This window comes from Kitasatospora sp. NPDC057500, from assembly GCF_042802195.1.
Lineage (GTDB): Bacteria > Actinomycetota > Actinomycetes > Streptomycetales > Streptomycetaceae > Kitasatospora.
Genome location: NZ_JBHVER010000016.1, coordinates 53,049 through 75,971 on the forward strand (window position 1 = coordinate 53,049; position 22,923 = coordinate 75,971).

The window sequence follows — 22,923 nt, forward strand, 5'->3', positions numbered from 1 at the left end:
GGTCAGTCCGCCGTGGCCGCGCCGGAGCGGGACCGGTTGATCACGAACCCGGCCGCCAGGTTGACCAGCAGGGTGAGCATGAAGAGCACCAGACCGGCCGCCATCAGCGCGGAGAGCGCCAGCGGGTCGGACTCGCCGAAGCGCAGCGCGATCAGCGCCGAGATCGAGTTGGCGCCGTTCTCCAGGATGTGGGTGATGACCTCGAAGTTCGGCGAGATGATCAGCGCGACGGCGATGGTCTCGCCCATCGCGCGGCCGAAGCCGAGCATCACCGCGCCGATCACCCCGCCCTTGCCGAACGGCAGCACCACCGTGCGGACCATGCCCCAGCGGGTCGAGCCCAGCGCGTAGGCGCCCTCGCGCTCGCCCTGGGGCGCCTGGGAGAACACCTCGCGGCAGAGCGAGGTGACGATCGGGATGATCATCAGCGAGACGACCACGCCCGCGATGAAGGTCGACGAGGTGTACGAGGTGCCGATGTCACCGGTGCGCACCTTGAGGAAGGGGATCGCGTCACCGAGGTGGTTGGTCAGCCAGCGGGAGAAGCCGATGATCCTCGGCTGGAGGAAGAAGAAGCCCCAGAGGCCGTAGACGATGCTGGGGATCGCGGCCATCAGGTCGACCAGCGAGACCAGGGTCGCGCGCATCCGGGCCGGTGCGTACTCCGAGATGAAGATCGCCGTCGCCAGGGCCACCGGAACGGCGATGACCAGGGCGATCACGGCGATCAGCAGACCGTTCGGCAGCACCGAGGCGATGCCGAAGTTGTGCGCCTGGGTCTGCCACTTCTTCTCGGTGAAGAACGAGAATCCGACCTCCCGCAGCGCGTCCGCGCCGCGCAGGATCAGGAAGAAGGCGATCAGGCCCATGATCGCGAAGACCGAGAGGCCGGCCGCCCTCAGCAGGCCGCGGAAGACCCGGTCGCCTGGCGTGGAGGGGGCCGTGATGGTGCGGGGTACGTCGGGGTCCGGCTGGTGGGGGGCCGCGGCGAACGGTGTCGCGGGCCCGGCGGCGGCTGTCATGGTCTGCTCTCCGGCGCGCTCGGAACGGAACTGGTGCGGGGAACGGGGGAAGGGACTCGGCGGGGCCTGAACGGCGGCCCCGCCGAGTCGTCACGGATCGGCCCTCAGGACCGCCGGACCGAACGCAACCGCGCACGGAGGGCGGACGCCCCCGCGGCGATCCGCGCGCCGGCGGGCGTACCCGCCAGGAGCAGCGCCGCCGGGCCGCCCAGGAGCAGGGCGATGCCGGCGATCAGCGCGATCGGCAGCAGCAGCCTGGCCGAGCCCGACCGGTCGGCGGCCGGCGTGCCGGCGGCGACCGGGGCCGCCGCGAGCGGGCCCTTGGCCGCGCCGGACGGGGCGGGCGTGGCGCCGGGCGCCGCCCCCGCGGGCTTGGCCCCCGCTGCGGCACCACCGGTGCCGGCCGAGGTGCCCGCGGTGCCGCCGGTGCCCGTGCCGCCGGTGCCGGAGGTGCCCCCGGAGCGCGAGCCGGTACCGCCGGTGCCCGAGCCGGTCGAGCCCGTGCCACCCGTGCCGCCCGCACCGCTCGTGCCGCCGGTGCCGGCCGAGCCGTCGGAGACCGGGGACACCGGTGTGCCGGAACCGTCCGTGCCCGTGCCGCCCGAGGCGCCGGAACCGCCGGTGCCCGAGCCGGTCGAGCCCGTGCCACCCGTGCCGCCGGTACCGCCCGAGCCGCCGGTGCCGCCGGAACCGCCGCCGCCCGGGTTGCCGCCGGACTCCGGGGTGGGCGTGGGAACCGGGCCGGTCTGGTTGCCGGGGTAGGCGCCGTCCTGGGCGGCGACGTGCTTCACCGCGCTCTGCGCCTGGGCCAGCTGAGCGTCGGTCAGCGCGAGGAAGCCACGGGCCAGTCGGCCGGCGTCGGAGCCGTAGCGCTGCCCCTCGCCCCGGTCGGTGACCCGCCGCAGGAACTCCGAGGCGACCTTGGCCTTGGTCGGCGAGAGGCCCTCGGTGGGGGCCATCGCGTACTGCACCGTGGTCAGCGGGTACGCCCCGGCCGCACGGGCGAAGTCGCCGCCCGCGCCGTAGGGCAGCCGCTGGGTGCCGGTGGCCGGGTCGGTGGCCATCACCTCGACGGCGGCCTGGAGGCCGGTCAGGCTCGGGGTGACGAACTGCCCCGCCGGGTTGCGCAGCGCGGCCTCGGGCAGCTCGTACGCCTTCGCCTGTCCGCTGTCCATGATCGCGAACAGCCCGCGCAGGCCGGGGTCGACCGGCGGGCACGCGGCGTGCCGGCCGTCCGGGTCCACCTGCCAGAGCTGGCAGGTGGGCTTGTTCAGCAGGACGTTGCGGGCCACCTGGGCCAGCCCGTTCACCGGGTTCATCTCGAACTGCTTCACGTTGCCCGGACCGGAGTAGTCCTGCACCCGGATGGCGTCCACCGGGTAGCCGCTGTACGCCGGCCGCTGGTAGAAGGCGTTCAGCCGGGTGCCCCACGCGTCGGGCGCGCCCTGGAGGAAGCGCGCGGCCTCCGGGTCGGCGGCGATCCAGGTGGTGAGCTGCTGGATCAGGTCCGTCGTCCCGGCGAGCACGATCGGGGCCGAGTTGGGGACCCACGGGCTGGAACCGCACTTGGGCCAGGCCTCGCCGCTGCCGGCCGGGATCGGGTTGACCGCCAGGAACTCCTTGTCCTCGAAGACGCAGTCCGGGTTCCCGGCCACCGACTCGATGCTGGCGCCGATGGCCAGCGTGTACGACTGGGTCAGCATCTTCGCGATCAGCAGCGGCGTCAGGTTCATGTGCCTGAACTGCTTGGTGCTCACCGGGTCGTCGACCACGTACACGACGGAGATCGCGCCGGTGGCGAGCGGCGCGTAGACGTGCGGACGGGTCGCCGGTTCGCTCTCCGGCAGGGCGGTCAGCGCCAGGTCCGGCCCCTTGCGGGAGCGGAAGGCGGCACGCGCCTGCGGCTCGCCGGTCGAGGGGATGTAGGAGATCCCGAGCGGCGCCTCGCCCTTGCAGAGCCCGGAGCGCCACTGCTGGATCGCCCGGTTCGCCATCGCCAGGCCGGCCATCTCCAGGTCGATGGCGGCGCTCTCGCACTCGCCGGGGGTGGGGGCGAAGGTCAGCGGGACCACGACCCGGTTCGCCCAGGAGCAGGCCTCGCCGGGGAACCAGTTCTCGTTCACCGCGGAGCTCGTGCTGTAGACCGACTCGGAGGCGTTGGCGTAGAAGCCGTTGATCGCCGGGTTGTCCAGCGAGTGGTCGGTGCAGTCCGCCCGCGCCTCACCGCTGTTCGCCCCGAGCGAGTCGCCGCCGTAGTTCGCCTCGACCACGATCGAGCACGGGTGCGCGGCGTCGCAGCCCAGCTTCTGGCTCTCCTGCGAGGTCCAGACCTCGATGTCGGCCTCGCCCCGGCCGTCCGGGCCGGTCACCCGGACGCTGCCGTTGAACGGGAACTCGGGGTTCTGGGTGCCGGCCGCGGGCCGCTCCTGGAAGAAGCCCTTGCTCGGGTCGGCGGCGCCGAAGAGGCTGCTGCCGTAGCAGTCGAAGATCGTCGGGTCCGTGCCGCGGCACTGGTAGACCCGGACCGCGTAGAGGTCCTGGCCGGTGTTGCTGTTCAGCTTGACCGAGCGCAGCGGCTTGCCGGACGGGTCGACGGTCGGGGTGAAGCCCTCCCAGGAGACGTGGACGACCTGGTTGGAGAGGTCGGTGGTGTCCGAGACGGTGACCTTGCCCGGATCACCGTACGTCCCGCCCTCGCCGTTCGGCTTCCAGAGCCGCGGACCCGCGACGGTCTTCGGCGAGGCGGCGGACGCCTCGGACACCGTGCCCGCGCCCAGCGGGAGGATCGCCGAGACCCCGACGACGGCCCAGGCCAGCGCCAGCGCCAGCAGCCCCTTGCCCCACCTCCCCAGGGCTCTCGAACCCGGTGGACGGACTCTCATGACGTGCACCTCCAGGGAACGCGCTGCGCGCGTAGACGAGGGAACCGGCCGGACCGTGGACATGTGACTGGCCAGAAGCAGCCGATGGTCCGTCACCATTCGGCCAGCCGTACATGGACGGCTCGGATCGCCCGGATGTACGGGACCACAACACGCCTGCGAACCAGGCGCGTTGGTCACCGCGGCTCGTCCTCCCCGGAGCACGGAACAGCGGGGTCCGGACACCGGACCCCGCCACCGCTACCAGGTTCGGCCCCGCGTCAGCTGCCGGCCTTGAAGGAGAAGCTGAAGGAGCCCACCGACTGACCCGCCTGGAAGAAGGTGGTGTTGAGCTTCGAGTCGAGGAACTTCGCGCCCTCGCCGTCCACCTGGAGGTCCGAGGACTCCAGCTTGCCGTCCGCCTGAGTACCGGTCACCACGGTGTCGCCGGCCGGGTCCAGCAGCGCGACCGGGGCGGAGGTGCCCTCCAGGACGCCGGTGACCTGCCAGGTGTCGATGCGGAAGGCCAGGTTCTTGAAGACCGCGCTCTTGCCGGTGCGCAGGTTGACGAAGAGCAGGCCGCCGCCGAGCTGGACGTTGCCGTAGAAGCCCGGGAGGTTCGCCGAGCCGCCGGTCACCGGGAAGGACGCCGACAGGCCCTTGGTGCTGTCGTAGGAACCGGTGGCGTTCGGCAGCGCGAAGACCAGGACACCCGCCGACAGGGAGCTGAGCAGGAAGCTGTTGCTCTCGTTCACCACGGCGGAGCCGGTCGGGGCGGTGGCCGCGGCGGCGTCGGCCACGGCGGAGGCGGTCAGGCCGGTGGTGGCGATCACGACGGTGGTGGCGATCGCGGCGAGGCGGGTGCTGGTGCGGGACATGCTGCTCTCCTAGGTGTGCAACGTGGAACGGTCCGGCCGTGGGCCGTGGTTTCTTGCCCTGCGGTGGAGCGGTGGAGCGGTCCCGCGCGGCCGGTGGCCAGGGGCGCGGACGCCCCCGGCCACCGGGTGCTGCGGGGTACTGCGGGGTACTACGGGGTGGAGATCAGGGGGTGGGGACGGAGATGGTGCCGCACGCGGTGCCCGGCAGGGTGCGGAAGCCGTAGCTCTTGATGTCCGCGATGGCGGTCGCGTTCTTGCAGATCCAGCCGTCCTTGCTGAAGATCGCCTTCAGGGCGGTGGCGCGCGCGTCACCGGCGTTCCAGTCGGCCTGGCGGACGACGTTGTAGACCGTGCGGCCGAACGCCGAGTTGGCGAAGGTGGCGGACAGGGTGTTGGTCGCCGGGTCGACCGGGGCCACACCGTCGATCGAACGGATGGACAGCGGGCCGGCCGCGTCCGAGCCGCTGCTGTGGCCGTTGTAGACCTGGCCGATGTAGTGGGCGGCGGAGTAGGGGACGATCGCGTCGATGTCGTTCAGGACCGCGTCGGTGCCGCGGTTCTCCTGGACGGTGGTGGCCTGGACGCAGGTGCCCGGGTTGGTCAGGCCCAGCGCCTGGAGGAAGAAGGAACGGGTGCCCGAGCCGTTCTGCGGCAGGAACGCCTTGATCGTGGCGGTGGACAGCGACGGGTCGATCTGGTTCCAGGTGGTGTAGGTGCAGTTGTAGATCTTCGTCAGCTGGTCGGCGGTGAGGTTCGCCGGAGCGTGGCTGCCCGAGGAGAGGGCGGCCCAGGACACCGCGTCCTTGGCGTAGGCGATGAAGAGGTCGGTCACCGGGTCGCCGCCGGTGCCGTTCTTCGGGCCGCGGGAGGAGCGCGCGAAGTCGAGCGTGGCGCTGTTGTTGGCGTTCAGCGCGGTGATGCCGGCGCCGGAGCCGTTCGGACGCGGGATGGTCAGCGCACCGGCCTTCGGGGTGATCGGCGAGGTGCCGGTCGCGTCGTAGCTGTAGAGCTTCGTGCCCGAGGCGCCGACGAAGGCGTTGTAGTCGGTGGAGAACTGGTTGAACAGCGCCTGGGTGGTGTCCGAGCCCACGCCGACGATGTCGGTCGCGGCGGGGGTGACACCGGCGGCCGGGTCGGCGACGGCGGTGCCGCCGGCGATGGTGGCGACCGAGGTGGCGATGGCGGCCACGGCGAGCAGCTTGGCAGCGGTCTTGCGCATGTTGCACTTCCTCCGGTGGGAGAGACGTACATCGCTTGCCCGGGTACTGCTTGTCAGTCCCGGGGCCGGGAGCCGCGTCCGCGGCGGCCCGTTCCGGCAGTGCCGATCCTGTCGGGCGGCGCGGTTCCGTCGGAAGGGCGGACGGTCGCCGCCGGCGATTGTCGATATCTCGGTTCGGAGAGGTTTAGCAACAGGTCAGCAGGCCCGTGGAGGGGGTGATAACCGCAGGTCAGGGGCCGGTGACGTTCTTCTCCAGGTGTCGGCTCGGGGGGTTGCCGGATACCTGCGCTTCACCGGAAGAGGGGGAAGCGGGGGTGTGGCCGGGGCCAACGCGAGAAGCCGCCCGAAGGCGGCTGCGGGAGGGGAGGACGGACCGTCAGAACGGCCAGGCGTCGTCCCGTCCGGAGCGGCGCAGGTCCTGCCCCAGTCGCTGGAGGCCGGCGAGGAAGCCGGTCACGCCGGCCTGGCACTGGTCCCGCCGCAGGTACCCGCGGGCGCTGCGGGCGACCGGCCCGGCGGCGTCGGCGGCGCCCGGGCGGGTGGTGCGCAGCGGCAGGTACGCCGTCCACACCCAGAGCCGCGCCTCGGACTGGCCGACGGCGCACCGCAGCGCGGCCCGCTCGATGATCAACTCCCGCACCGCATCGGCCAGTTCGGCCTCGCCCCGGTAGGTCCGCACGCCGACGCCGAGCTGCCGCCCGTTCGCCGCGCGCAGCGTCCAGGACAGCGCGCGGTCGCCGACCGGGACGGTCAGCAGCCGCGGCCCGCGCCGGTCAGTGGACATCGGACGTTCTCAACGACGGCCCCCGTTCGACGAGTTCGTGGAATTCCGGCAGTTCGAGGGCGGGCTGCTTGGCCAGCAGCACGACGAAGCGCCGGAAGGCGTTCTGGCAGGTCGCGTACCGCTCGTAGGCACGGCTGGACCGCACCTCCGGCAGCGCGCGCGATCCGGGGATCACCCAGATCCAGCCGATGCCGTCCCGGACGTGCGTGATCCGGGCGGTGAGCCCCTCCGCGGCGACCCGTAAGCCGTCGAAGCCGCGCTCCGCCTCCCCGGCCGTTTCGTACGCGGCCGGGGTGACCGCGACCACCCGGCCGTTCGGCGCCTTCAGCTGCCAGCGGTACCGCCCGTCCGGTGCCCGTTCGGCCCGGAACCCCCCTCGACTTGCCCCTGCTGCGGTGTGACCGCGGCTCGACGCGTCCACTGCTCCCCCACAGTCCGGTTCCTCTCCGAGACGGGAGTAAAGCTATGTGTGCACACGAGAGCGCCGGAAGGCCGCGAAATGCACAACTTGCTCCGTTGGCCGGGAAGTTCTCTCTCGTTAAACTTTCACCGAGTGCACACCAACCGCGCGCCAACCAAACCCGGCACCGATCCCCGTCGTTTACAAACTGTTCGAAGGCGTCCGGGCGGCGTCCCACCCTTCGGACGGGCGTTCACAGTCGGGCGGTCCAGCGCACCCGGGTGCCCCTGCCGTACGGGCCCGGCTCGTGCCAGGCGTCGCCACCGAGCGCCTCGGCGCGCCGGGTCAGGTTCCGCAGGCCGCTGCGCCGCCCGCCCGCGGGGATGCCGACGCCGTCGTCGGTGACGGTCAGCAGGACGCCGGGCCGCCCGCCCCGGTCCAGCGACTCCGGGTCGCCGCCGACCGGCCGGCCGCCGTCGTCCAGGTGCACGGTCGCGTCGACCTCCACGCCGACCCGGGAGGCCCGGGCGTGCCGGGCCGTGTTGGACAGCATCTCCCGCAGCGCCGCGAGCAGTTGACGGCCGGTCTTCTCGCCGACCAGGCTCTCCACCGGGCCGACGAAGGAGACCGAGGGCTTGAAGCCGAGCGCCGCCGCGGCCTGGCTGCACTCGCGCAGCACCCTGGTCCGCAGGGTGTCCGGCTCGTCGCCCTGGTCGTCGTGCTGGAGCGCGTAGATGGTGGTGCGGACCTCCTGGATGGTGGCGTCCAGCTCGTCCACCGCCTCGCCGATGCGGACCTTCACCTCGGGGACGATGGCGCGCCGGGCGGCGCCCTCCAGCATCATGCCGGTGGCGAAGAGCCGCTGGATGACCAGGTCGTGGAGGTCCCGGGCGATCCGGTCGCGGTCCTGGAAGACCGCGAGCCGCTGCTGGTCGCGCTGGCCCTCGGCGAGCCGCAGCGCGAGCGCGGCCTGCGAGGCGAAGGTCTCGGCGAGCTGCTTCTCGGCCTCGGAGAACGGCACGGCGCCGCGCGACCGCCAGACGCAGAGCCCGCCGAGCACCCGGCCGGCGGCGACCATCGGCACGGCCAGCGAGGGCCCGAAGCTGCGGGCGAGCCGGATCACCACGGTCGGATCGGTGGACATGTCGTCGAGGTGGACGCTCTCCCCCTTGAGGAGCTGGACCGCGACGCTGCCGGGCGGCATCAGCTCGCCCTGGAGGAACTCGGCCGCCTCCCCGGAGGCGTGTGCCACCCGCATCTGGCCGTCGACGGTCGGCAGCAGGATCATCCCGAGCGCGGCGTCCGCCAGCTCCCGGACCTGCTCGGCCGCGACGGTGAGCGCCACCTCGGCCTCGTCGGTGGAGAGCAGCGCGGTGGTGACGGCGGCCGCGCCCGCGATCCACCGCTCCCGGCGCCGGCCCTCCTCGTAGAGGCGGGAGTTCTCGATCGCGACGCCGGCCGCGGCGGCCAGTGCGTGCACCACCTGCTCGTCCTCCGGGGTGAAGGCGCCGCCGCTGCGCTTCTCGGTCAGGTAGAGGTTGCCGAACACCTCGTCGCGGATCCGGATCGGCTCGCCGAGGAAGGTCTTCATCCCCGGGTGGTGCGGCGGGAAGCCGTAGGAGCGCGGGTCGGCGGTGAGGTCGCTGAGCCGCAGCGGCTCGGGCCGGTCGATCAGCGCGCCGAGGATGCCCCGGCCGACCGGCAGCTCGCCGATCTCCTGGACGGTCTCGTCGTCGACCCCGACATGGATGAAGTCCTGCAGTCCGTGGCCCCCGGGCGCGACCACCCCGAGCGCGGCGTACCGGGCGTCCACCAGCTCGGCCCCGCCGGCGGCGATCCGGTGCAGGGTGGCGTGCAGGTCCAGCCCGGCGCCGACCGAGACGACGGCCTCCAGCAGCCGTTGCATCCGGTCGGTGACGGCCGCCGCCGACTGCAACCGCTCCGATACCTCGGTGACCAGCGCGTCCAGCCCGAGGGAGGAGATCTCGGGCACCCGGTGCGGCGCCTGGTCGGGCTCCGGCGCCGGCGGGGTGAAGTCGGGCAGGTCTGGCGTGGGGTCCATGGTGAGAGCGTAGTTTGTACGGTTTTCGACAGAAGTAACGACGCGACGGGCCGAAGGGTCCGCCCCGGTCATCCGACCGCCAGCGGCAGCGCGTCGGCCTCCCGTTCACGGTCCCGCATCCGCCGCAGGCGACCGTCGGGGCGGGCGGTCAGGTCGGACCAGCGGCCGCGCTCGACGACCCGGCCGGCGTCCAGGACGAGGACCTCGTCGACGGTGGTGTCGTCGAGGCCGGCCAGCCGGTGGGTGATCAGGACGGTGGTGCGGCCGGCGGTGGCGGCGAGCAGGTCGGCGGTCAGGGCGTCGGCGGTGGGCAGGTCGAGGTGCTCGGCCGGCTCGTCCAGGACCAGCACCGGGAAGTCGGCGAGCAGCGCCCGGGCCAGGGCGAGCCGCTGGCGCTGGCCGCCGGAGAGGCGGGCGCCGTGCTCGCCGACCATGGTGTCCAGGCCGTCCGGCAGGGACTCGGTGAAGTCCAGCAGCCGGGCGGCGGCGAGGGCCGCGCGCAGCTCCTCCTCGTCGGCGTCCGGCCGGGCCAGGCGCAGGTTCTCGCGCAGCGAGCTGTCGAAGACGTGCGCGTCCTGGGCGCAGAGCCCGATCACCCGGCGGACGTCCTCCCCGGCGAGTTCCCGGCTGTCCACGGCCTGCGGAGCGCCGGCGGCGAGCACCACGCTCCCGGCGTCCTGCTCCAGGAAGCGCAGCAGCGCCTGGGCCAGGGTGGTCTTGCCGGAGCCGGACGGGCCGACCACGGCGATCCGCCGGCCCGCGGTGAGGTCGAGGTCGACCCCGGCCAGCGCGGCGCGGTCCTGGCCGGGGTGGCGGGCGGTCAGCCCGCGGACGGCGATCGGCAGCGGCCGCTCGGGCAGGGCCTTCGGCGCGGCCGGCTCGGCGACCGCGGCGGGCGCGTCCAGCACCTCGTCCAGCCGGGCCGAGGCGGCCTGGCTGCGCCGACGGGCCTGGACGGCCGACGGCATGCCGGTGACCGCCTCGAAGGCGGCCAGCGGGGTGAGCACGACCACCGCCAGGCAGACCGGGGCGAGCGCCCCGGACTCCACGCCGCGCAGGCCGACGGCCGCGGCGGCGGCCACGGTGAGGCCGGTGAGCAGGGTGATCAGCCCGGTGCCGAGCGCGGCGGTGGCGGCCGAGCGGGCGGCCAGCCCGGTCAGCGCATTGTCGGCGACACGGACGGCGGCGAGCCGGCCGGGCAGCGCGCCGGCCACGGTGAGTTCGGCGGTCCCGCTGAAGGCGTCCAGCACGGTGGTGGCGAGCCTGCCGCGCGCCGGGGCCTGGCGGCGTTCGGCGGCGGCCGACCAGCGGGCGGCCAGCGCGGGCACCGCCAGGCCGGCCAGCAGCAGGCCGGTGCCGAGCACCAGCCCGGCGGCGGGCAGGAAGGCGCCCATGGCGAGGGCGGCGGCCAGCGAGACCACCGCGGCCACGACGGCCGGCAGGCGCCAGCGCAGGTAGTGGTCCTGGACGGCGTCGACGTCGGCGACCAGCCGGGAGAGCAGGTCGCCGCGGCGGAACGCGGGCAGCGCGGCCGGGGCGAGCGCGGTGAGCCGGCGGTAGACGGCGGCGCGCAGGGTGCCGAGGGTGCGCAGCACGGCGTCGTGCGAGACCAGCCGCTCGGCGTAGCGGAGGACGCTGCGGCCGATGCCGAAGGCGCGCACCGCGGTGACGGCCATCATCAGGTGCAGGACGGGCGGCATCTCGGAGGCGCGGGAGATGAGGTAGCCGGAGGTGGCCATCAGCGCGACGGCGCAGCCGAGGGCGAGCGAGCCGAGCAGGACCGAGAGGGCGAGCCGGGGCTTGACGGTGCCCGGGCCGGGCTCCGGGCCGTCCTGCGGGGCCGGCGGGGTGGGCCGGCCGCGGTGCGCGAGCACGGGGACGGCGTCCTCGGAGGAGGCCGGGGGAGCGGCGGGGCCGTCCAGCCGGACCTGCCGGTCGGCGGCGGCCAGCAGCGCGGGCCGGTGCGCGACCAGCAGCACGGTGCGCGCCGGGTCGGCGGCCAGCGCCCGGACGGTGTCCACCACGGCCGCCTCGGAGGCGCCGTCGAGATTGGCGGTGGGCTCGTCGAGCAGGACGAGCGGCCGGTCGTCGGCGAGCAGCACCCGGGCGAGCGCGAGCCGCTGGCGCTGGCCGGCGGAGAGTCCGGCGCCGTCCTCGCCGAGGGGGGCGTCCAGCCGGGTGACGAAGTCCAGGGCGTGCGCCGCGCCCAGCGCCGTCCACAGCTGCTCGTCGGTGGCCTCCGGCCGGTAGAGCCGCAGGTTGTCGCCGACGGTGCCGGCGAACAGGTGGGGGTGCTGCGGCACCCAGGCGATCTGCCGCCGCCAGCTCTCCGGGTCCAGTTCGGCCAGGTCGTGGGTGCGCCCGTCGGCGGCGGTGATCCGGACGGTGCCGGCGTCCGGGGCGGCGAGGCCGAGCAGGACGCCGAGCAGGGTGGACTTTCCGGCGCCGGACGGGCCGGTGAGCGCCACGGTCTCGCCCGGGCGCAGCACCAGCGCGGCGCCGTCGAGGGCGGGCGCGGTGCGGTCGGCGAAGCGCACGGTGAGCCCGTCGGCCTCGACGACGGCCCCGGCGAGCGCGGGCGCGGGCACCGTGCCGGCGGCCGGCAGCGGGGTCTGGAGCACCTCGAAGATCCGGTCGGCGGCGGTCAGGCCCTCGACGCTGGAGTGGTAGAGCGCGCCGACCTGGCGGATCGGGAAGTAGACCTCGGGGGCGAGGATCAGGATCAGCAGGCCGGTCTCCAGGTCGAGGCTTCCGTTCACCAGCCGGAAGCCGATCGAGACGGCGACCAGCGCGACCGAGAGGGTGGAGAGCAGTTCCAGGGCGAAGGAGGAGACGAAGGCGATCCGCAGGGTGCGCAGGGTGGCCCTGCGGTAGTCGGCGGTGATCCTCGCGATGGTGGCGGCCTGGGCGCGGGCCCGGTTGAAGACCTTGAGCGTGGGCAGTCCGGCGACCACGTCCAGGAAGTGGTGGGAGAGCCGGGCGAGGGTGGTCCACTGGCGGTCCATCCGGGCCTGGGTGGCCATCCCGATCAGCACCATGAACAGCGGGATCAGCGGCAGGGTGCCGGCGATGATCGCGGCCGAGGTGGCGTCGGCGCCGACGATCCGCAGCAGCACGGCGGCCGGGACGACCACGGCGAGCGCCAGCTGCGGCAGGTAGCGGGCGAAGTAGTCGTCGAGGGCGTCGACGCCGCGGGTGGCGAGGGCGGTGAGTTCGCCGGTGCGCCGGCCCGCCGGGTGGGCCGGGCCGAGCGCGGTGGCGTGGTCGAGCAGCCGGCGCCGCAGGGTGGACTTCACCCGGGCGACGGACCGGTGCGCGGTCAGTTCGGTGAGCCAGCCGACCAGCCCGCGCCCGATCGCGGTGAGCACCAGCAGCGCCAGCGGCGCGGTGAGCTCGTCGAGCCCGGTCCGCTGCTGGAAGCCGCGGACCACGAGTTCGGCGATCAGGCCCGCCTGGGCGACCACCAGGGCCGCGTTCACGGCGCCCAGGAGGACGGTCCCGGCGAGGAAGGTCCGGGTGGTGCGGGCGTACCCGAGGAGTCGGGGGTCGACCGGCTTCATGGCGTCAGGCCTTGTCGAGGGCGGCGGCCGGGTCGTGCCCGGGGATGTGCTGGACGCCGATCCGCTTGCGGAACACCCAGTACGTCCAGCCCTGGTAGAGCAGCACGAGCGGGGTGAAGACCACCGCCACGACGGTCATCAGCTTGAGCGTGTAGGCCGCGGAGGCCGCGTTGCTCACGGTCAGGCTCCACTCCGGGTTCAGCGTGGACGGCATGACGTCCGGGAAGAGCGACAGGAAGAGCATCGCGACGGCGGCCACCACGGTGACGCCGGAGAGGACGAACGCCCAGCCCTCGCGGGCCACGTGGTTGGCGCCGAGCGCGCCGACCAGCGCGAGCACGGCGACCACCAGGGCGGCGAGGCTCCAGCCGTTGCCGTGGTTGGCCTGGGTCCAGATCAGGAAGACCGCGGCGAGCGCCGCCGTCGCCAGTCCGACCCGCAGGGCGGTGGCCCGGGCCCGCTCGCGGATCTCGCCGACCGTCTTGAGCGCGGCGAACACCGCGCCGTGGAAGACGAACAGCACCAGCGTCACCAGGCCGCCGAGCAGCGCGTACGGGTTGAGCAGGTCCCAGAAGGTGCCGACGAAGTTCTTCTCCGCGTCGATGTCCACGCCGCGCACGATGTTGGCGAAGGCGACGCCCCAGAGGAAGGCCGGGATCAGCGAGGTCCAGAAGATCGCCTCCTCCCAGTTGCGCTGCCAGCGCGGTTCGGGCCGCTTGGCCCGGTACTCGAAGGCGACGCCGCGCACGATCAGGCAGACCAGGATGATCAGCAGCGGGATGTAGAAGCCGCTGAACAGGGTGGCGTACCAGTCCGGGAAGGCCGCGAAGGTGGCGCCGCCGGCGGTCAGCAGCCAGACCTCGTTGCCGTCCCAGACCGGGCCGATGGTGTTGATCAGCACCCGCCGCTCGGTGGTGTTGCGGGCCAGCGTCTTGGTGAGGACGCCGATGCCGAAGTCGAAGCCCTCCAGGAAGAAGTAGCCGATCCAGAGGACGGCGATCAGGACGAACCAGACGTCGTGAAGTTCCATGGTGTGTCGGTCCTATCGATCCTCGGGGGCCTCAGTAGGCGAAGGCGAGCGGCTTGTCGGCGTCGTCGCCGGCGGCCGGGCCGCGCAGGGACGGGTCCTCGGCGGGCGGCTGCTCGTCGGTGGCCGGGCCGGCCTTGGCGTACTTGACCAGCAGCCTGACCTCGATGACGGCGAGGATCGCGTACAGCGCGGTGAAGGTGGCCAGCGCGCCGATCTGGGTGCCGACGCCCACGTTGGGCGAGACGGCGCTGGCGGTGGTCATCAGTCCGAAGACGGCCCAGGGCTGGCGGCCCATCTCGGTGAAGATCCAGCCGAAGCTGTTGGCGATCAGCGGGAATCCCATGGTGAGGATGCCGATCCGCCAGCTCCACTTGGTGAGGAAGGGGCCCAGCTCCCGCTTCGGGGTGAGCATCAGCCTCGGCACCTCGTCGTCGCCGGTGCGGAACTCCGGGGCCAGGAAGCGCTTCTTGCGGGTGGTCCAGAGTCCGATCAGGCCGGCCACGAAGGAGGTCATCCCGAAGCCGATCATGAGGCGGAAGCCCCAGTAGGTGACGAAGATGCTCGGGATGTAGTCCTTGGGGTCGCCGCCGTACTTGGCGGCCTCGGCCGCGGCGGTGTCGTTGATGCCGGGGACGGCGGAGCTGAAGTCGCTGTTGGCGAGGAAGGACAGCGCCGCGGGGATCTCCAGCTCGACCGAGTTGTGGCCCTTGCCGACGTCGCCGACCGCGAAGACCGAGAACGGCGCGGGGGCCTTGGTGTCCCAGAGCGCCTCGGCGGCGGCCATCTTCATCGGCTGCTGGCGGAACATGACCTTGGCGAGCTGGTCGCCGCTGAGCGCGGTCCCGAGGCCGGCGATGACGGCGATGACCAGGCCGAGGCGGAGCGAGGTGCGCATCGCGGCGATCCGCTTGGGGTCGGCGGTGGCGGGCTTGCGCCTGGCCTTCCAGAGGTGGAAGGAGGCGATGCCGACCATGAACGCCGCGCCGGTCAGGAAGGCCGCGGTCAGGGTGTGCAGGACGACGGTGACGGTGGTGTCCTGGAACAGCACCCGCGCGATGTCGTTGAGCTGGGCCTTCCCGGTCGCCGGGTCGATCGCGTAGCCGACCGGGTGCTGCATCCAGGAGTTGGCCGCCAGGATGAAGTAGGCGGAGAGCACGGTGCCGAGTGCGACCATCCACATGCAGGCGCAGTGCAGCTTCCGGGGCAGCTTGTCCCAGCCGAAGATCCACAGGCCGATGAAGGTCGACTCGAAGAAGAAGGCGATCAGCGCCTCCATCGCGAGCGGGGCGCCGAAGACGTCACCGACGAAGCGGGAGTAGTCGGACCAGTTCATGCCGAACTGGAACTCCTGGACGATGCCGGTGACCACGCCCATCGCGATGTTGATCAGGAAGAGCTTCCCCCAGAACTTGGTGGCGTGGAAGTACTTCTCCTTGTCCGTCCGCACCCACGCGGTCTCCAGCCCGGCGACTATCGCGGCGAGGCTGATGGTGAGCGGGACGAAGAGGAAGTGGTAGACGGTGGTGATGCCGAATTGCCATCGCGCGATGGTCTCGTGAGCGATTGCCAGTTCCACGTCGCCCTCTCTCCAACCGACCCTCTGAGGTCACATATCGGACAAACTTCATGTATAGCCGGAGACCGCTGCCCAAGCGTGCAAGCTTGTCCGCTTGTGAACGTGAACACGTTCACAAGCACAGTATCCATCACCCTTACGCGGGCGATGCGGGCGGGGTGGGCTCGGGCCCGGGGCTGACCAGCGGCGATGCCGTGCGCACAGTCTGTAAGGACACCCGCCCGGCCACAACGAGCGGCCGGGCGGGTGGAGTGGGAAATCCGGACGATCCGTAGCATTGACAGCCGGGCGGTCGTCCGGGACGGCCCGGTAGGGCCGGCCGGGCGGAGCGGCTACTCCCCCGGCGCCGGGTGGCTGCCGTAGGGGCGGGTGATCAGCTCCATGCCGTGGCCGGCCGGGTCGAGGAAGTAGACCCCCCGGCCGCCGTGGTGGTGGTTGATCTCGCCGGGCTGCTTCATGCCCGGATCGGCGAAGTACCCGACGCCGTCCGCGACGAGGCGTGCGAGGGCCGCGTCGAACACCTCGTCCGCGACGAGGAAGGCGTAGTGCTGGAGGACGATCGACTCGGCGGGGATCGCGGCGAAGTCGAGGGTGACGCCGTTGTCGGTGGTCACCGGGACGAACGGGCCCCAGGCCGTCCCCACCTCAAGGCCGAGGATCCCCGCCAGGAACTCGGCGGACTCCCGGCTGTCCCGGGCGTGGACGATGGTGTGGTTGAACTGTACGGACATGTGTGGAATGCCTCCGTAAGGCACTCACGGGCTACCTCCATGCCTCACCCGGCCGGTGACCGACACGCGATGCCGTGCGCACGATCCTAGGCCTGCCCTTCCCGCTCACGCCAGCGCCTTCCGCACTCCCGTGCCAGACTTCCACCCCATGCGAACGATCGTCGAGGAGATGGCCGGCCGGCTGGCCGCGGTACCGGGCGTGGTCGGCGTCGTGCTGGGCGGCAGCCGGGCGCGGGGCGAGCACCGGCCGGACTCCGACTGGGACTTGGGCCTCTACTACCGCGCCGGGCTCGACCTGGACGCGCTGCGCGCGGTGGCGGGGCCGGACGTCGGGGTGACCGGTCCGGGCGGCTGGGGGCCGTGGGTCGACGGCGGGGCCTGGCTCACCGTCGAGGGCCTCGGCCGGGTGGACTGGATCCTGCGCGACCTCGACCGGGTGGACCGGGTCCGGGCCGACTGCCTGGCCGGCCGCTACGAGGTGGGGATCCAGGCCGGGCACCCGCTCGGCTTCTGGTCGCCCTGCTACGTCGGCGAGTTGGCCCTCGGCCAGGTGCTCGCCGACCCGTCCGGGGCGCTGACGGAGCGCCGGTCCGCCTACGCCGTCTACCCGGAGCCGCTGCGGACCGCCCTGACCGGGAGCACCTGGGAGGCCGGGTTCCTGCTCGACGGGGCCGCCAAGGGCGCGGCCCGCGACGACGTCCTGTACGTCGCGCTCTGCCTCTCCCGCGCCGTCGGCGTCCTGGTGCAGGCGCTGTACGCGGCCGACCGCCGCTGGTGCCTCAACGAGAAGGGCGCGCTCGCCGTCGCCGGGACGCTGCCGGGCGCCCCGGACGGCTTCGGCCCCCGCGCCCGCGCCCTGCTCGCCGCCCCCGGCGACGGACCGGAGGCGCTCGCCGCCACCGTGGCCGCCGCCCGGGCCCTGGTCGCCGACACCGAGGCCGCCCTGCGCATCGCCTGAGGCCGCGTCAGGCGCGGCCGAGGAGCTGGGTGCCGGAGGCGGACGGGGCTCGGGCGGTGAAGTAGTCGACGAAGCCGCGCAGGAACTCCGCCGCGGTGATGACGCCGTCCCCGTCGGTGTCCAACTGGCGGAATCCGTGCGAGAGCTCCGCCGGGTGCAGGCGCCGCCCGTCGAACAGCACCCGGTACTCGGCGAAGTCCAGCAGGCCGTCGCCGTCGGCGTCGGCCGCCGCGAACACCGCCCGCAGCGCGGGCAGCATGCCGCCCTCCAGGTACGCCGGGTCGCGGTCGCAGCCGGCCAGCGTCGCGCCGATGTACTCCTCCCGGCTGATCCGGCCGTCGCCGTCGGCGTCCATGCCCGCCCGCAACTGCTCCCACCACTCCTCGAACGCGGCGTACACCCGGGCCTCGCCGTCCTCGGAGAGCTCCAGCCGCCAGCAGACGTTGTGCGCCATCGCCTGGAGGTCGCGGGCGGTGAGCCAGCCGTCCCCGGTCTGGTCGAGGACCTCCCGGAAGAACCGGTCCAGCCGGGGCGGCCGGGTGTCCTGGCGCGGCATCCGCCGGGGCCGGGACGGCGGGCGCACGCCCGGGGCGCGGTAGCGGAGGCGGTCCGGCAGCCTGGTCAGCACCAGCCGGCCGCCGCCGTGCAGCAGCCGGGAGAGCAGCGCCCCGCGGCGGGTGGGGACCAGGCCGAACCGCTCGCGGTACACCGCCGGGAGGTCCGCCACGGTCAGCTCGGCGACCGCCTTGGCCACCACCCGCCGCAGCACCCGCCAGCCGGCCGGCCCGAGGAAGCCCAGCCGCCGCGGGCAGGGCGCCTCGTGCAGCATCCCGTACAGCAGGTGGCGCGCCGTCCCGGTGAACTCCAGCCGCTCGGCGGTCGTCCGCCGCAGGTAGCCGGGCAGCTCGGCGGCGGTCTCGGGCAGCTCCCCGGGCGGCAGCCCGAACACCGCGGCGATGTCGGCGAACTCCCGGTAGAGCGCTTCGAGTTCGTCGGCCGAGTAGGGGTCACCGCTCAACTCCCGCATGGCGGCCACCGATTCGAAGAGGGTGAGCAGCACCCAGGCCCGGGTGGCCGGGTCGTGGGCGTCGTAGGCACGGCCGTCCCCGGTGGTGCCGCGGATCCGCCGGTGCGCCCGGTCGAGCCGCTTGACCTCGCGCCACAGCTGCTCCTGGTCGGCCTGGAAGAGCCGCCGCCCGCTGCCGAGGGTGTGCTCGATCCGCCGCCAGGGGTGGCCTCGGTAGGTCGAGTGCTCCTCCATCCCGGCCGCGACCACCGGGTGGGACGCCTGGAGCACCAGCAGCCGCCAGGCGACCAGCACGATCCGCCACTCCGAGAGGTCCCGGCGGAAGGAGATGTTGGGACGTGGTGCCGACGCTGAGGACGCTGCTGACGCTGCCATCCGGGATCTCCTGGGACTTGCGGGACCTTCGCGTACGGGCGGGGCCCTTCCCGGCCGTCCGAGCGGGAAACCAGGCGGAGGATTGGTCAGACAGTCCTACTTGACAGAGGCTGTCACCTCCGCGAGGTCCGCGAGGTCGGCCGCGTCCAGCCGCAGCGCGGCGGCGGCGATGTTCTCCTCCAGGTGCGCCGGCGAGGAGGTGCCCGGAATGGCGAGGATCGCCGGCGAGAGCGCCAGCAGCCAAGCCACCATCACCTGGGCCCGGGTGGCGCCGTGCCGCTCGGCGACCCGGCGCAGCGCCGGGTGGTCGGGCACGCCGGTACCGCCCAGCGGGTAGAACGGGACGAAGGCGATGCCCCGCTCGGTGCAGTCGGCCAGCAGCCGCTCGTCCGCCTCGTCGTGCTCCAGCACGCTGAACCTGTTCTGCACCGCGACCACCGGGGCGAGCGCCTCCGCCTCGGCGAGCTGGGCCGCGTTCACATTGCTGACGCCCAGCTGCCGGATCAGCCCCTCCTCGCGCAACTCGGCCAGTGCGGCGAAGGGTTCGGCGATCGAGGACTGGCTGGGCAGCCGGCGCAGGTAGACCAGGTCGAGCCGGTCCACGCCGAGCTCGCGCAGATTGCGGTGGACCGCCGCGCGCAGGGCGTCCCGGTCCGCCGGGTCCATCCAGGAGCCGTCCGGTTCGCGGCCGGGGCCGACCTTGGTGGCGATCACCAGGTCGTCCCGGTAGGGGTGCAGGGCCCGCCGGATCAGGTCGTTGGCGGAGACGTCGCGGAAGAAGTAGAACCAGGCGGTGTCGATGTGGTCGACACCCAGCTCCGCCGCCCGGCGCAGCACCCGCAGGCTCAGCTCCGGGTCGCAGGCGGGGCCCTCCCAGTCACGGGAGGGCAGCTTCATCGCGCCGAAGCCCATCCGGGACACCGGCAGTTCGCCGCCGAGGAGGAAGGTGCCGGCCGCGGAGGTCTCAGGAGTCGTCGTCATGGCACCCAGCCTCACCCGGGCTCGCCGGACCGCCGTCCGATCTGGCAGCTTGCTGCCATGAGCACCGATCAGATCATCACCCTGCACGGCGAACGCGAGCTCGTCCAGCGGGCCGGCCACCTCTTCGTCGCCTCGCGCGAGGAGTTCCTGGTCGCCGCCGCCGATCTGGTGACCTGGTCGGCGGGCGTCAACGCGGCCTTCCGGGAGGGGAAGCGGCCGCACGTCGTCCCCGGCCTGACCATGCGCAAGCTGTACAGCAGGCGCGCCCTCGCCGACCCCGAGCAGCACCAGCGGCTGCGGCGGATCGCCGCGAGCGGCATCGAGGTCCGGATCTCCGACGGACCGCTCGCCCGGGAGGCCATCGTCATCGACCGGCGCACCGCGATCCTGGCCGGCGCCCCGGTGCGCGGCGTGCCCACCTACACCGTGGTGCGGGCCCCCGAGGTCGTCGACGGCGTGCGCTCGCTGTTCCGCGCCACCTGGGAGACCGCCACCGACCTCGCCGACTGCGCCGCCCCGCCGCCCCCGCTCACCGACCAGGCCCGCCGCATCCTGCGCACCCTCGCCGCCGGCCACACCGACGAGACCGGCGCCCGCCTCCTCGGTGTCTCGCTGCGCACCTACCGCCGCCGCGTCGCCGACCTCATGACCGCCCTGGGCGCCACCTCCCGCTTCCAGGCCGGACTGCTCGCCCAGGGCCTGCTGGAGGAGGAGGCCGGCCCTCGTTGATCCCGGGGGGGTTCAGCGCTGGTGGGGGAGTTCGAGGCGGAAGGTGGCGCCACTGCCGGGGGCGGTGTGGAGGGTGAGGGCGCCGCCGTGGGCGTGGGTGAGGGCGGTGGCGATGGCGAGGCCCAGGCCGGCGCCGCCGCGCCGGTCGTGGCGGCTGCGGGAGGCGTCGACGCGGTAGAAGCGGTGGAAGACCAGGGCGGCCTGGTCGGCGGTGAGGCCCGGTCCGGAGTCGGCGACCTCCAGCAGGCAGAGGCCGTCGTCGGTGCCCACACCGATCCGCACCGGGGTGCCGGGCGGGGTGTGCTTGACGGCGTTGCCGACCAGGTTGGTGACCACCTGGCGCAGCCGGGCCTCGTCGCCGAGCACCGGGGCGGGCCCGGGCGGGCCGCTGCCGGCCGGGCCGGTGAGCGCGACCGGGCGGCTGGGGTCGAGCGCGGTGAGGTCGTGCAGGGCGTCGGCGGCCAGCGTGCGCAGGTCCATCGGGGCGAGGTCGAGCGGGCGTTCCTCGTCGAGCCGGGCGAGCACCAGCAGGTCCTCGACCAGGGCGCCCATCCGCACCGCCTCGTTCTCGATCCGGCCCATGGTCCGCCGCACGTCCGCCTCGGTCGGCAGCGCGCCCATCCGGTACAGCTCGGCGAAGCCCCGGATGCCGGCCAGCGGGGTGCGCAACTCGTGCGAGGCGTCCGCGACGAACCGGCGCATCCGGGCCTCGGAGTCGGCACGGGCGGCGAACGCGGACTCGATCTGCGCCAGCATCCCGTTCAGCGCGACGGAGAGCCGGCCGACCTCGGTGTGCGGCGCGAGCTCGGGCATCCGGTGGGAGAGCTCGCCGGCCGCGATCAGCTCGGCACCCTCCTCGATCCGGCGCAGCGGCCGCAGCCCGGTCCGGACGGCGAAGAAGCCGAGCGCGGCGATCACCACCAGGACGCCGCCGCCGATGCCGAGGAAGGCGGTGCGCAGCCGGGCGACGGTGCCGTCGATGTCCTCCCGGGAGACGGCGACCATCACGTACGCGGAGCTGGGCGCGGGCGCGGCGAACGGGCCGGTCGGGGAGCTCTGCCGCTGGACCGGGAGCACCACCGTCCGCCAGCGGTGCCGGCCGCCGCGCTGGTCGGGCAGGTCGAAGGGGGTGCCGGCCTCGACGCGGGCGGGGTCGAAGCCCGCCAGCTGCGGCGCCGGGTCGGTCTCGGAGACCGGCTGGCGCACCACGAACTGCACCTTGCCGTCGGCGGACAGGTACTGGACCAGGTACTGGCTGGGCAGGGTGGCCAGGTACTGGGTGGCGGAGCGCTTGCCGCCGACCGCCGGCTGCTGCTGCTTGGCGTCCGGCCAGTTGAGCCGGGACGGGGCGCGCCGGGCGAGCGGGTCGGCGTAGCGCTCCAGCTGCTCGTCGAGCCGCTGCACCAGCTGGTGCCGGACGCTGCCGAGCACCACGGTGTCGCTGATCACCAGCCCGGTGGTGACCAGCACGAGCAGCAGCACCAGCAGCCGGGCGCGCAGCGACAGCCGGCCGAGCCGGCGGGACGGGGCGGTCAACTCCGTGCTGCTCAGCCCTGCGGCGGGCGGCGCAGGGCGTAGCCGATGCCGCGCACGGTGTGGATCAGCTTGGGCCCGTGCACCGGACCGGAGTCGAGCTTGCGGCGCAGGTAGGAGATGTACGACTCGACGATGGAGAGGTCGCCGCCGAAGTCGTAGGCCCAGACGTGGTCGAGGATCTGCGCCTTGGAGACCACCCGGCCGACGTTGGCCATCAGGTAGTGCAGCAGCTTGAACTCGGTCGGGGAGAGCGCGACCACGCTGCCGCCGCGGGTGACCTCGTGGGCCGTCGGGTCGAGGACGAGGTCGGCGACGACCAGCCGGCCGTCCTCGGCCGGTCCGCCGGAGCGGCGCAGGATGGCGCGGATCCGGGCGATCAGCTCCTCCAGGCTGAACGGCTTGGTCACGTAGTCGTCGGCGCCCGCGGCCAGGCCCTGGACCTTGTCGCCGACGCCGTCCTTGGCCGTGAGGAAGAGCACCGGCAGGTGGTCGCCGGGGTGGCCGTGGGCGGGGCCCGCGATGAGGCCGCGGCTGGTCTGCTCGCGCAGCCGCTCGACGACGGTGAAGCCGTCGAGGTCGGGCAGCATCACATCGAGGACGACCAGGTCGGGGCGGTCCGCCGCGATCAGCCGGAGCGCCTCGGCCCCGGTGGCCGCCGAGGCCACCCGGAAGCCGGAGAAGCGCAGCGAGGCGGACAGCAGTTCGCGGATGTTCGGTTCGTCGTCGACGACGAGGAGGTAGGCCTCCCCCTGGCCGCCGCTGGTCACCGCCGAGGTTCCTGGTGTCGACACAGTGCCTTGCACGGGGGTTCCGCCTCCCGGTCGGACGATGGCGTTCAGCTTGAGGCTAGCCCGGGGAGGCTATGGGCCATCGATGAATGTTGGATTAACACCTTATCGGGCGGTTTTGTACGGAGGGACCCGCGGGGCGGGCCTCGATGGTGTGCGCACGGCGTGGGCGGCGGTCCGCCCACGGTGCCGGGGAGGTGCACGGCCCGGCTCCCGGAGGAGGTCGGGCCGGGCCGCGCGGGCGTCCGGGGCGGCCGGGTCAGCCTCCGGACGCGGACCGGGAGCCGCCGACCAGTTGGGTCGCGGCGTAGCCGCCGTCGCCGGTCGGGGTGCGATCCCCCAGCCTGTCCCCAGGAACACCCAGGCACTCCTGATCCGCCGATGGTCCGGCGGGCCCCTCGTCCGT

Annotated in this window: 17 protein-coding genes; 2 read left to right on the forward strand and 15 right to left on the reverse strand. The window is 73.5% G+C overall.

What is annotated here, in order from left to right; genetic code table 11:
• Positions 1 to 2: 2 nt before the first annotated feature.
• From pstC to ACFU74_RS06020, 11 genes are all read right to left on the reverse strand, one after another.
• Complete coding sequence (gene pstC, locus ACFU74_RS05970; protein ID WP_380752408.1) at positions 3 to 1,022, reverse strand: phosphate ABC transporter permease subunit PstC; 1,020 nt, start codon at positions 1,020 to 1,022, stop codon at positions 3 to 5.
• A gap of 104 nt (positions 1,023 to 1,126) precedes the next feature.
• Positions 1,127 to 3,904: a hypothetical protein gene (locus ACFU74_RS05975; RefSeq protein WP_380752411.1), complete on the reverse strand. Its 2,778-nt coding sequence runs from the start codon at positions 3,902 to 3,904 to the stop codon at positions 1,127 to 1,129.
• Positions 3,905 to 4,164: 260 nt separating this feature from the next.
• Positions 4,165 to 4,761, reverse strand: coding sequence for a hypothetical protein (locus tag ACFU74_RS05980; protein WP_380752414.1), 597 nt, complete (start codon positions 4,759 to 4,761; stop codon positions 4,165 to 4,167).
• A gap of 163 nt (positions 4,762 to 4,924) precedes the next feature.
• On the reverse strand, positions 4,925 to 5,980 hold the full coding sequence (locus ACFU74_RS05985; RefSeq protein WP_380752417.1) for a PstS family phosphate ABC transporter substrate-binding protein: 1,056 nt from the start codon (positions 5,978 to 5,980) through the stop codon (positions 4,925 to 4,927).
• 376 nt (positions 5,981 to 6,356) lie between these two features.
• The gene (locus tag ACFU74_RS05990; protein ID WP_380752420.1) at positions 6,357 to 6,764 is read right to left on the reverse strand and encodes a hypothetical protein; all 408 of its coding nucleotides are present in this window, start codon (positions 6,762 to 6,764) and stop codon (positions 6,357 to 6,359) included.
• Entirely contained in the window at positions 6,754 to 7,185 is a 432-nt protein-coding gene (locus ACFU74_RS05995; RefSeq protein ID WP_380752423.1) for a DUF1508 domain-containing protein, read from the reverse strand. Before ACFU74_RS05995 ends, ACFU74_RS05990 begins: the two co-directional genes overlap by 11 nt.
• A 232-nt stretch (positions 7,186 to 7,417) precedes the next feature.
• Positions 7,418 to 9,226 (reverse strand): GAF domain-containing sensor histidine kinase, encoded by a 1,809-nt coding sequence (locus ACFU74_RS06000; RefSeq protein WP_380752426.1) that lies wholly within the window; start codon positions 9,224 to 9,226, stop codon positions 7,418 to 7,420.
• Positions 9,227 to 9,294: 68 nt separating this feature from the next.
• Complete coding sequence (gene cydD / locus ACFU74_RS06005; protein WP_380752429.1) at positions 9,295 to 12,786, reverse strand: thiol reductant ABC exporter subunit CydD; 3,492 nt, start codon at positions 12,784 to 12,786, stop codon at positions 9,295 to 9,297.
• Between the two features lie 4 nt (positions 12,787 to 12,790).
• A complete protein-coding gene (cydB, locus tag ACFU74_RS06010; RefSeq protein WP_380752431.1) occupies positions 12,791 to 13,816 on the reverse strand; it encodes a cytochrome d ubiquinol oxidase subunit II in 1,026 nt (341 codons plus the stop codon).
• A gap of 31 nt (positions 13,817 to 13,847) precedes the next feature.
• On the reverse strand, positions 13,848 to 15,392 hold the full coding sequence (locus ACFU74_RS06015; protein WP_380752434.1) for a cytochrome ubiquinol oxidase subunit I: 1,545 nt from the start codon (positions 15,390 to 15,392) through the stop codon (positions 13,848 to 13,850).
• A gap of 332 nt (positions 15,393 to 15,724) precedes the next feature.
• The gene (locus tag ACFU74_RS06020) at positions 15,725 to 16,123 is read right to left on the reverse strand and encodes a VOC family protein (RefSeq protein ID WP_380752436.1); all 399 of its coding nucleotides are present in this window, start codon (positions 16,121 to 16,123) and stop codon (positions 15,725 to 15,727) included.
• Positions 16,124 to 16,271: 148 nt separating this feature from the next.
• Here ACFU74_RS06020 and ACFU74_RS06025 point away from each other — a divergent pair, with 148 nt between their 5' ends.
• Positions 16,272 to 17,081: a nucleotidyltransferase domain-containing protein gene (locus tag ACFU74_RS06025; protein ID WP_380752438.1), complete on the forward strand. Its 810-nt coding sequence runs from the start codon at positions 16,272 to 16,274 to the stop codon at positions 17,079 to 17,081.
• A 7-nt stretch (positions 17,082 to 17,088) separates the two neighbouring features.
• Here the strand turns inward: ACFU74_RS06025 and ACFU74_RS06030 are convergent, their stop codons facing one another.
• Both ACFU74_RS06030 and ACFU74_RS06035 read right to left on the reverse strand, forming a co-directional pair.
• Complete coding sequence (locus ACFU74_RS06030; protein ID WP_380752440.1) at positions 17,089 to 18,483, reverse strand: oxygenase MpaB family protein; 1,395 nt, start codon at positions 18,481 to 18,483, stop codon at positions 17,089 to 17,091.
• A 96-nt stretch (positions 18,484 to 18,579) separates the two neighbouring features.
• The gene (locus tag ACFU74_RS06035) at positions 18,580 to 19,464 is read right to left on the reverse strand and encodes an aldo/keto reductase (protein ID WP_380752442.1); all 885 of its coding nucleotides are present in this window, start codon (positions 19,462 to 19,464) and stop codon (positions 18,580 to 18,582) included.
• A 57-nt stretch (positions 19,465 to 19,521) separates the two neighbouring features.
• On the opposite strand from ACFU74_RS06035, the gene ACFU74_RS06040 reads away from it, so the two are divergent.
• The gene (locus ACFU74_RS06040) at positions 19,522 to 20,193 is read left to right on the forward strand and encodes a DNA-binding response regulator (RefSeq protein ID WP_380752445.1); all 672 of its coding nucleotides are present in this window, start codon (positions 19,522 to 19,524) and stop codon (positions 20,191 to 20,193) included.
• Between the two features lie 12 nt (positions 20,194 to 20,205).
• On the opposite strand, the gene ACFU74_RS06045 is transcribed toward ACFU74_RS06040, so the two are convergent.
• Entirely contained in the window at positions 20,206 to 21,729 is a 1,524-nt protein-coding gene (locus tag ACFU74_RS06045) for a sensor histidine kinase (protein WP_380752448.1), read from the reverse strand.
• 11 nt (positions 21,730 to 21,740) lie between these two features.
• Entirely contained in the window at positions 21,741 to 22,496 is a 756-nt protein-coding gene (locus ACFU74_RS06050) for a response regulator transcription factor (protein WP_380752451.1), read from the reverse strand.
• Positions 22,497 to 22,923 lie beyond the last annotated feature (427 nt).

What these genes read in the sequence shown, in the direction of transcription:
- ACFU74_RS05980 (WP_380752414.1), bottom strand. Translation starts at nt 4,761, where the DNA reads ATGTCCCGCACCAGCACCCGCCTCGCCGCGATCGCCACCACCGTCGTG.
- cydB (WP_380752431.1), bottom strand. Translation starts at nt 13,816, where the DNA reads ATGGAACTTCACGACGTCTGGTTCGTCCTGATCGCCGTCCTCTGGATC.
- ACFU74_RS06035 (WP_380752442.1), bottom strand. Translation starts at nt 19,464, where the DNA reads ATGACGACGACTCCTGAGACCTCCGCGGCCGGCACCTTCCTCCTCGGC.
- ACFU74_RS06000 (WP_380752426.1), bottom strand. Translation starts at nt 9,226, where the DNA reads ATGGACCCCACGCCAGACCTGCCCGACTTCACCCCGCCGGCGCCGGAG.
- cydD (WP_380752429.1), bottom strand. Translation starts at nt 12,786, where the DNA reads ATGAAGCCGGTCGACCCCCGACTCCTCGGGTACGCCCGCACCACCCGG.
- ACFU74_RS06030 (WP_380752440.1), bottom strand. Translation starts at nt 18,483, where the DNA reads ATGGCAGCGTCAGCAGCGTCCTCAGCGTCGGCACCACGTCCCAACATC.
- ACFU74_RS06025 (WP_380752438.1), top strand. Translation starts at nt 16,272, where the DNA reads ATGCGAACGATCGTCGAGGAGATGGCCGGCCGGCTGGCCGCGGTACCG.
- ACFU74_RS05985 (WP_380752417.1), bottom strand. Translation starts at nt 5,980, where the DNA reads ATGCGCAAGACCGCTGCCAAGCTGCTCGCCGTGGCCGCCATCGCCACC.
- ACFU74_RS06020 (WP_380752436.1), bottom strand. Translation starts at nt 16,123, where the DNA reads ATGTCCGTACAGTTCAACCACACCATCGTCCACGCCCGGGACAGCCGG.
- ACFU74_RS05990 (WP_380752420.1), bottom strand. Translation starts at nt 6,764, where the DNA reads ATGTCCACTGACCGGCGCGGGCCGCGGCTGCTGACCGTCCCGGTCGGC.
- pstC (WP_380752408.1), bottom strand. Translation starts at nt 1,022, where the DNA reads ATGACAGCCGCCGCCGGGCCCGCGACACCGTTCGCCGCGGCCCCCCAC.
- ACFU74_RS06040 (WP_380752445.1), top strand. Translation starts at nt 19,522, where the DNA reads ATGAGCACCGATCAGATCATCACCCTGCACGGCGAACGCGAGCTCGTC.
- ACFU74_RS05975 (WP_380752411.1), bottom strand. Translation starts at nt 3,904, where the DNA reads ATGAGAGTCCGTCCACCGGGTTCGAGAGCCCTGGGGAGGTGGGGCAAG.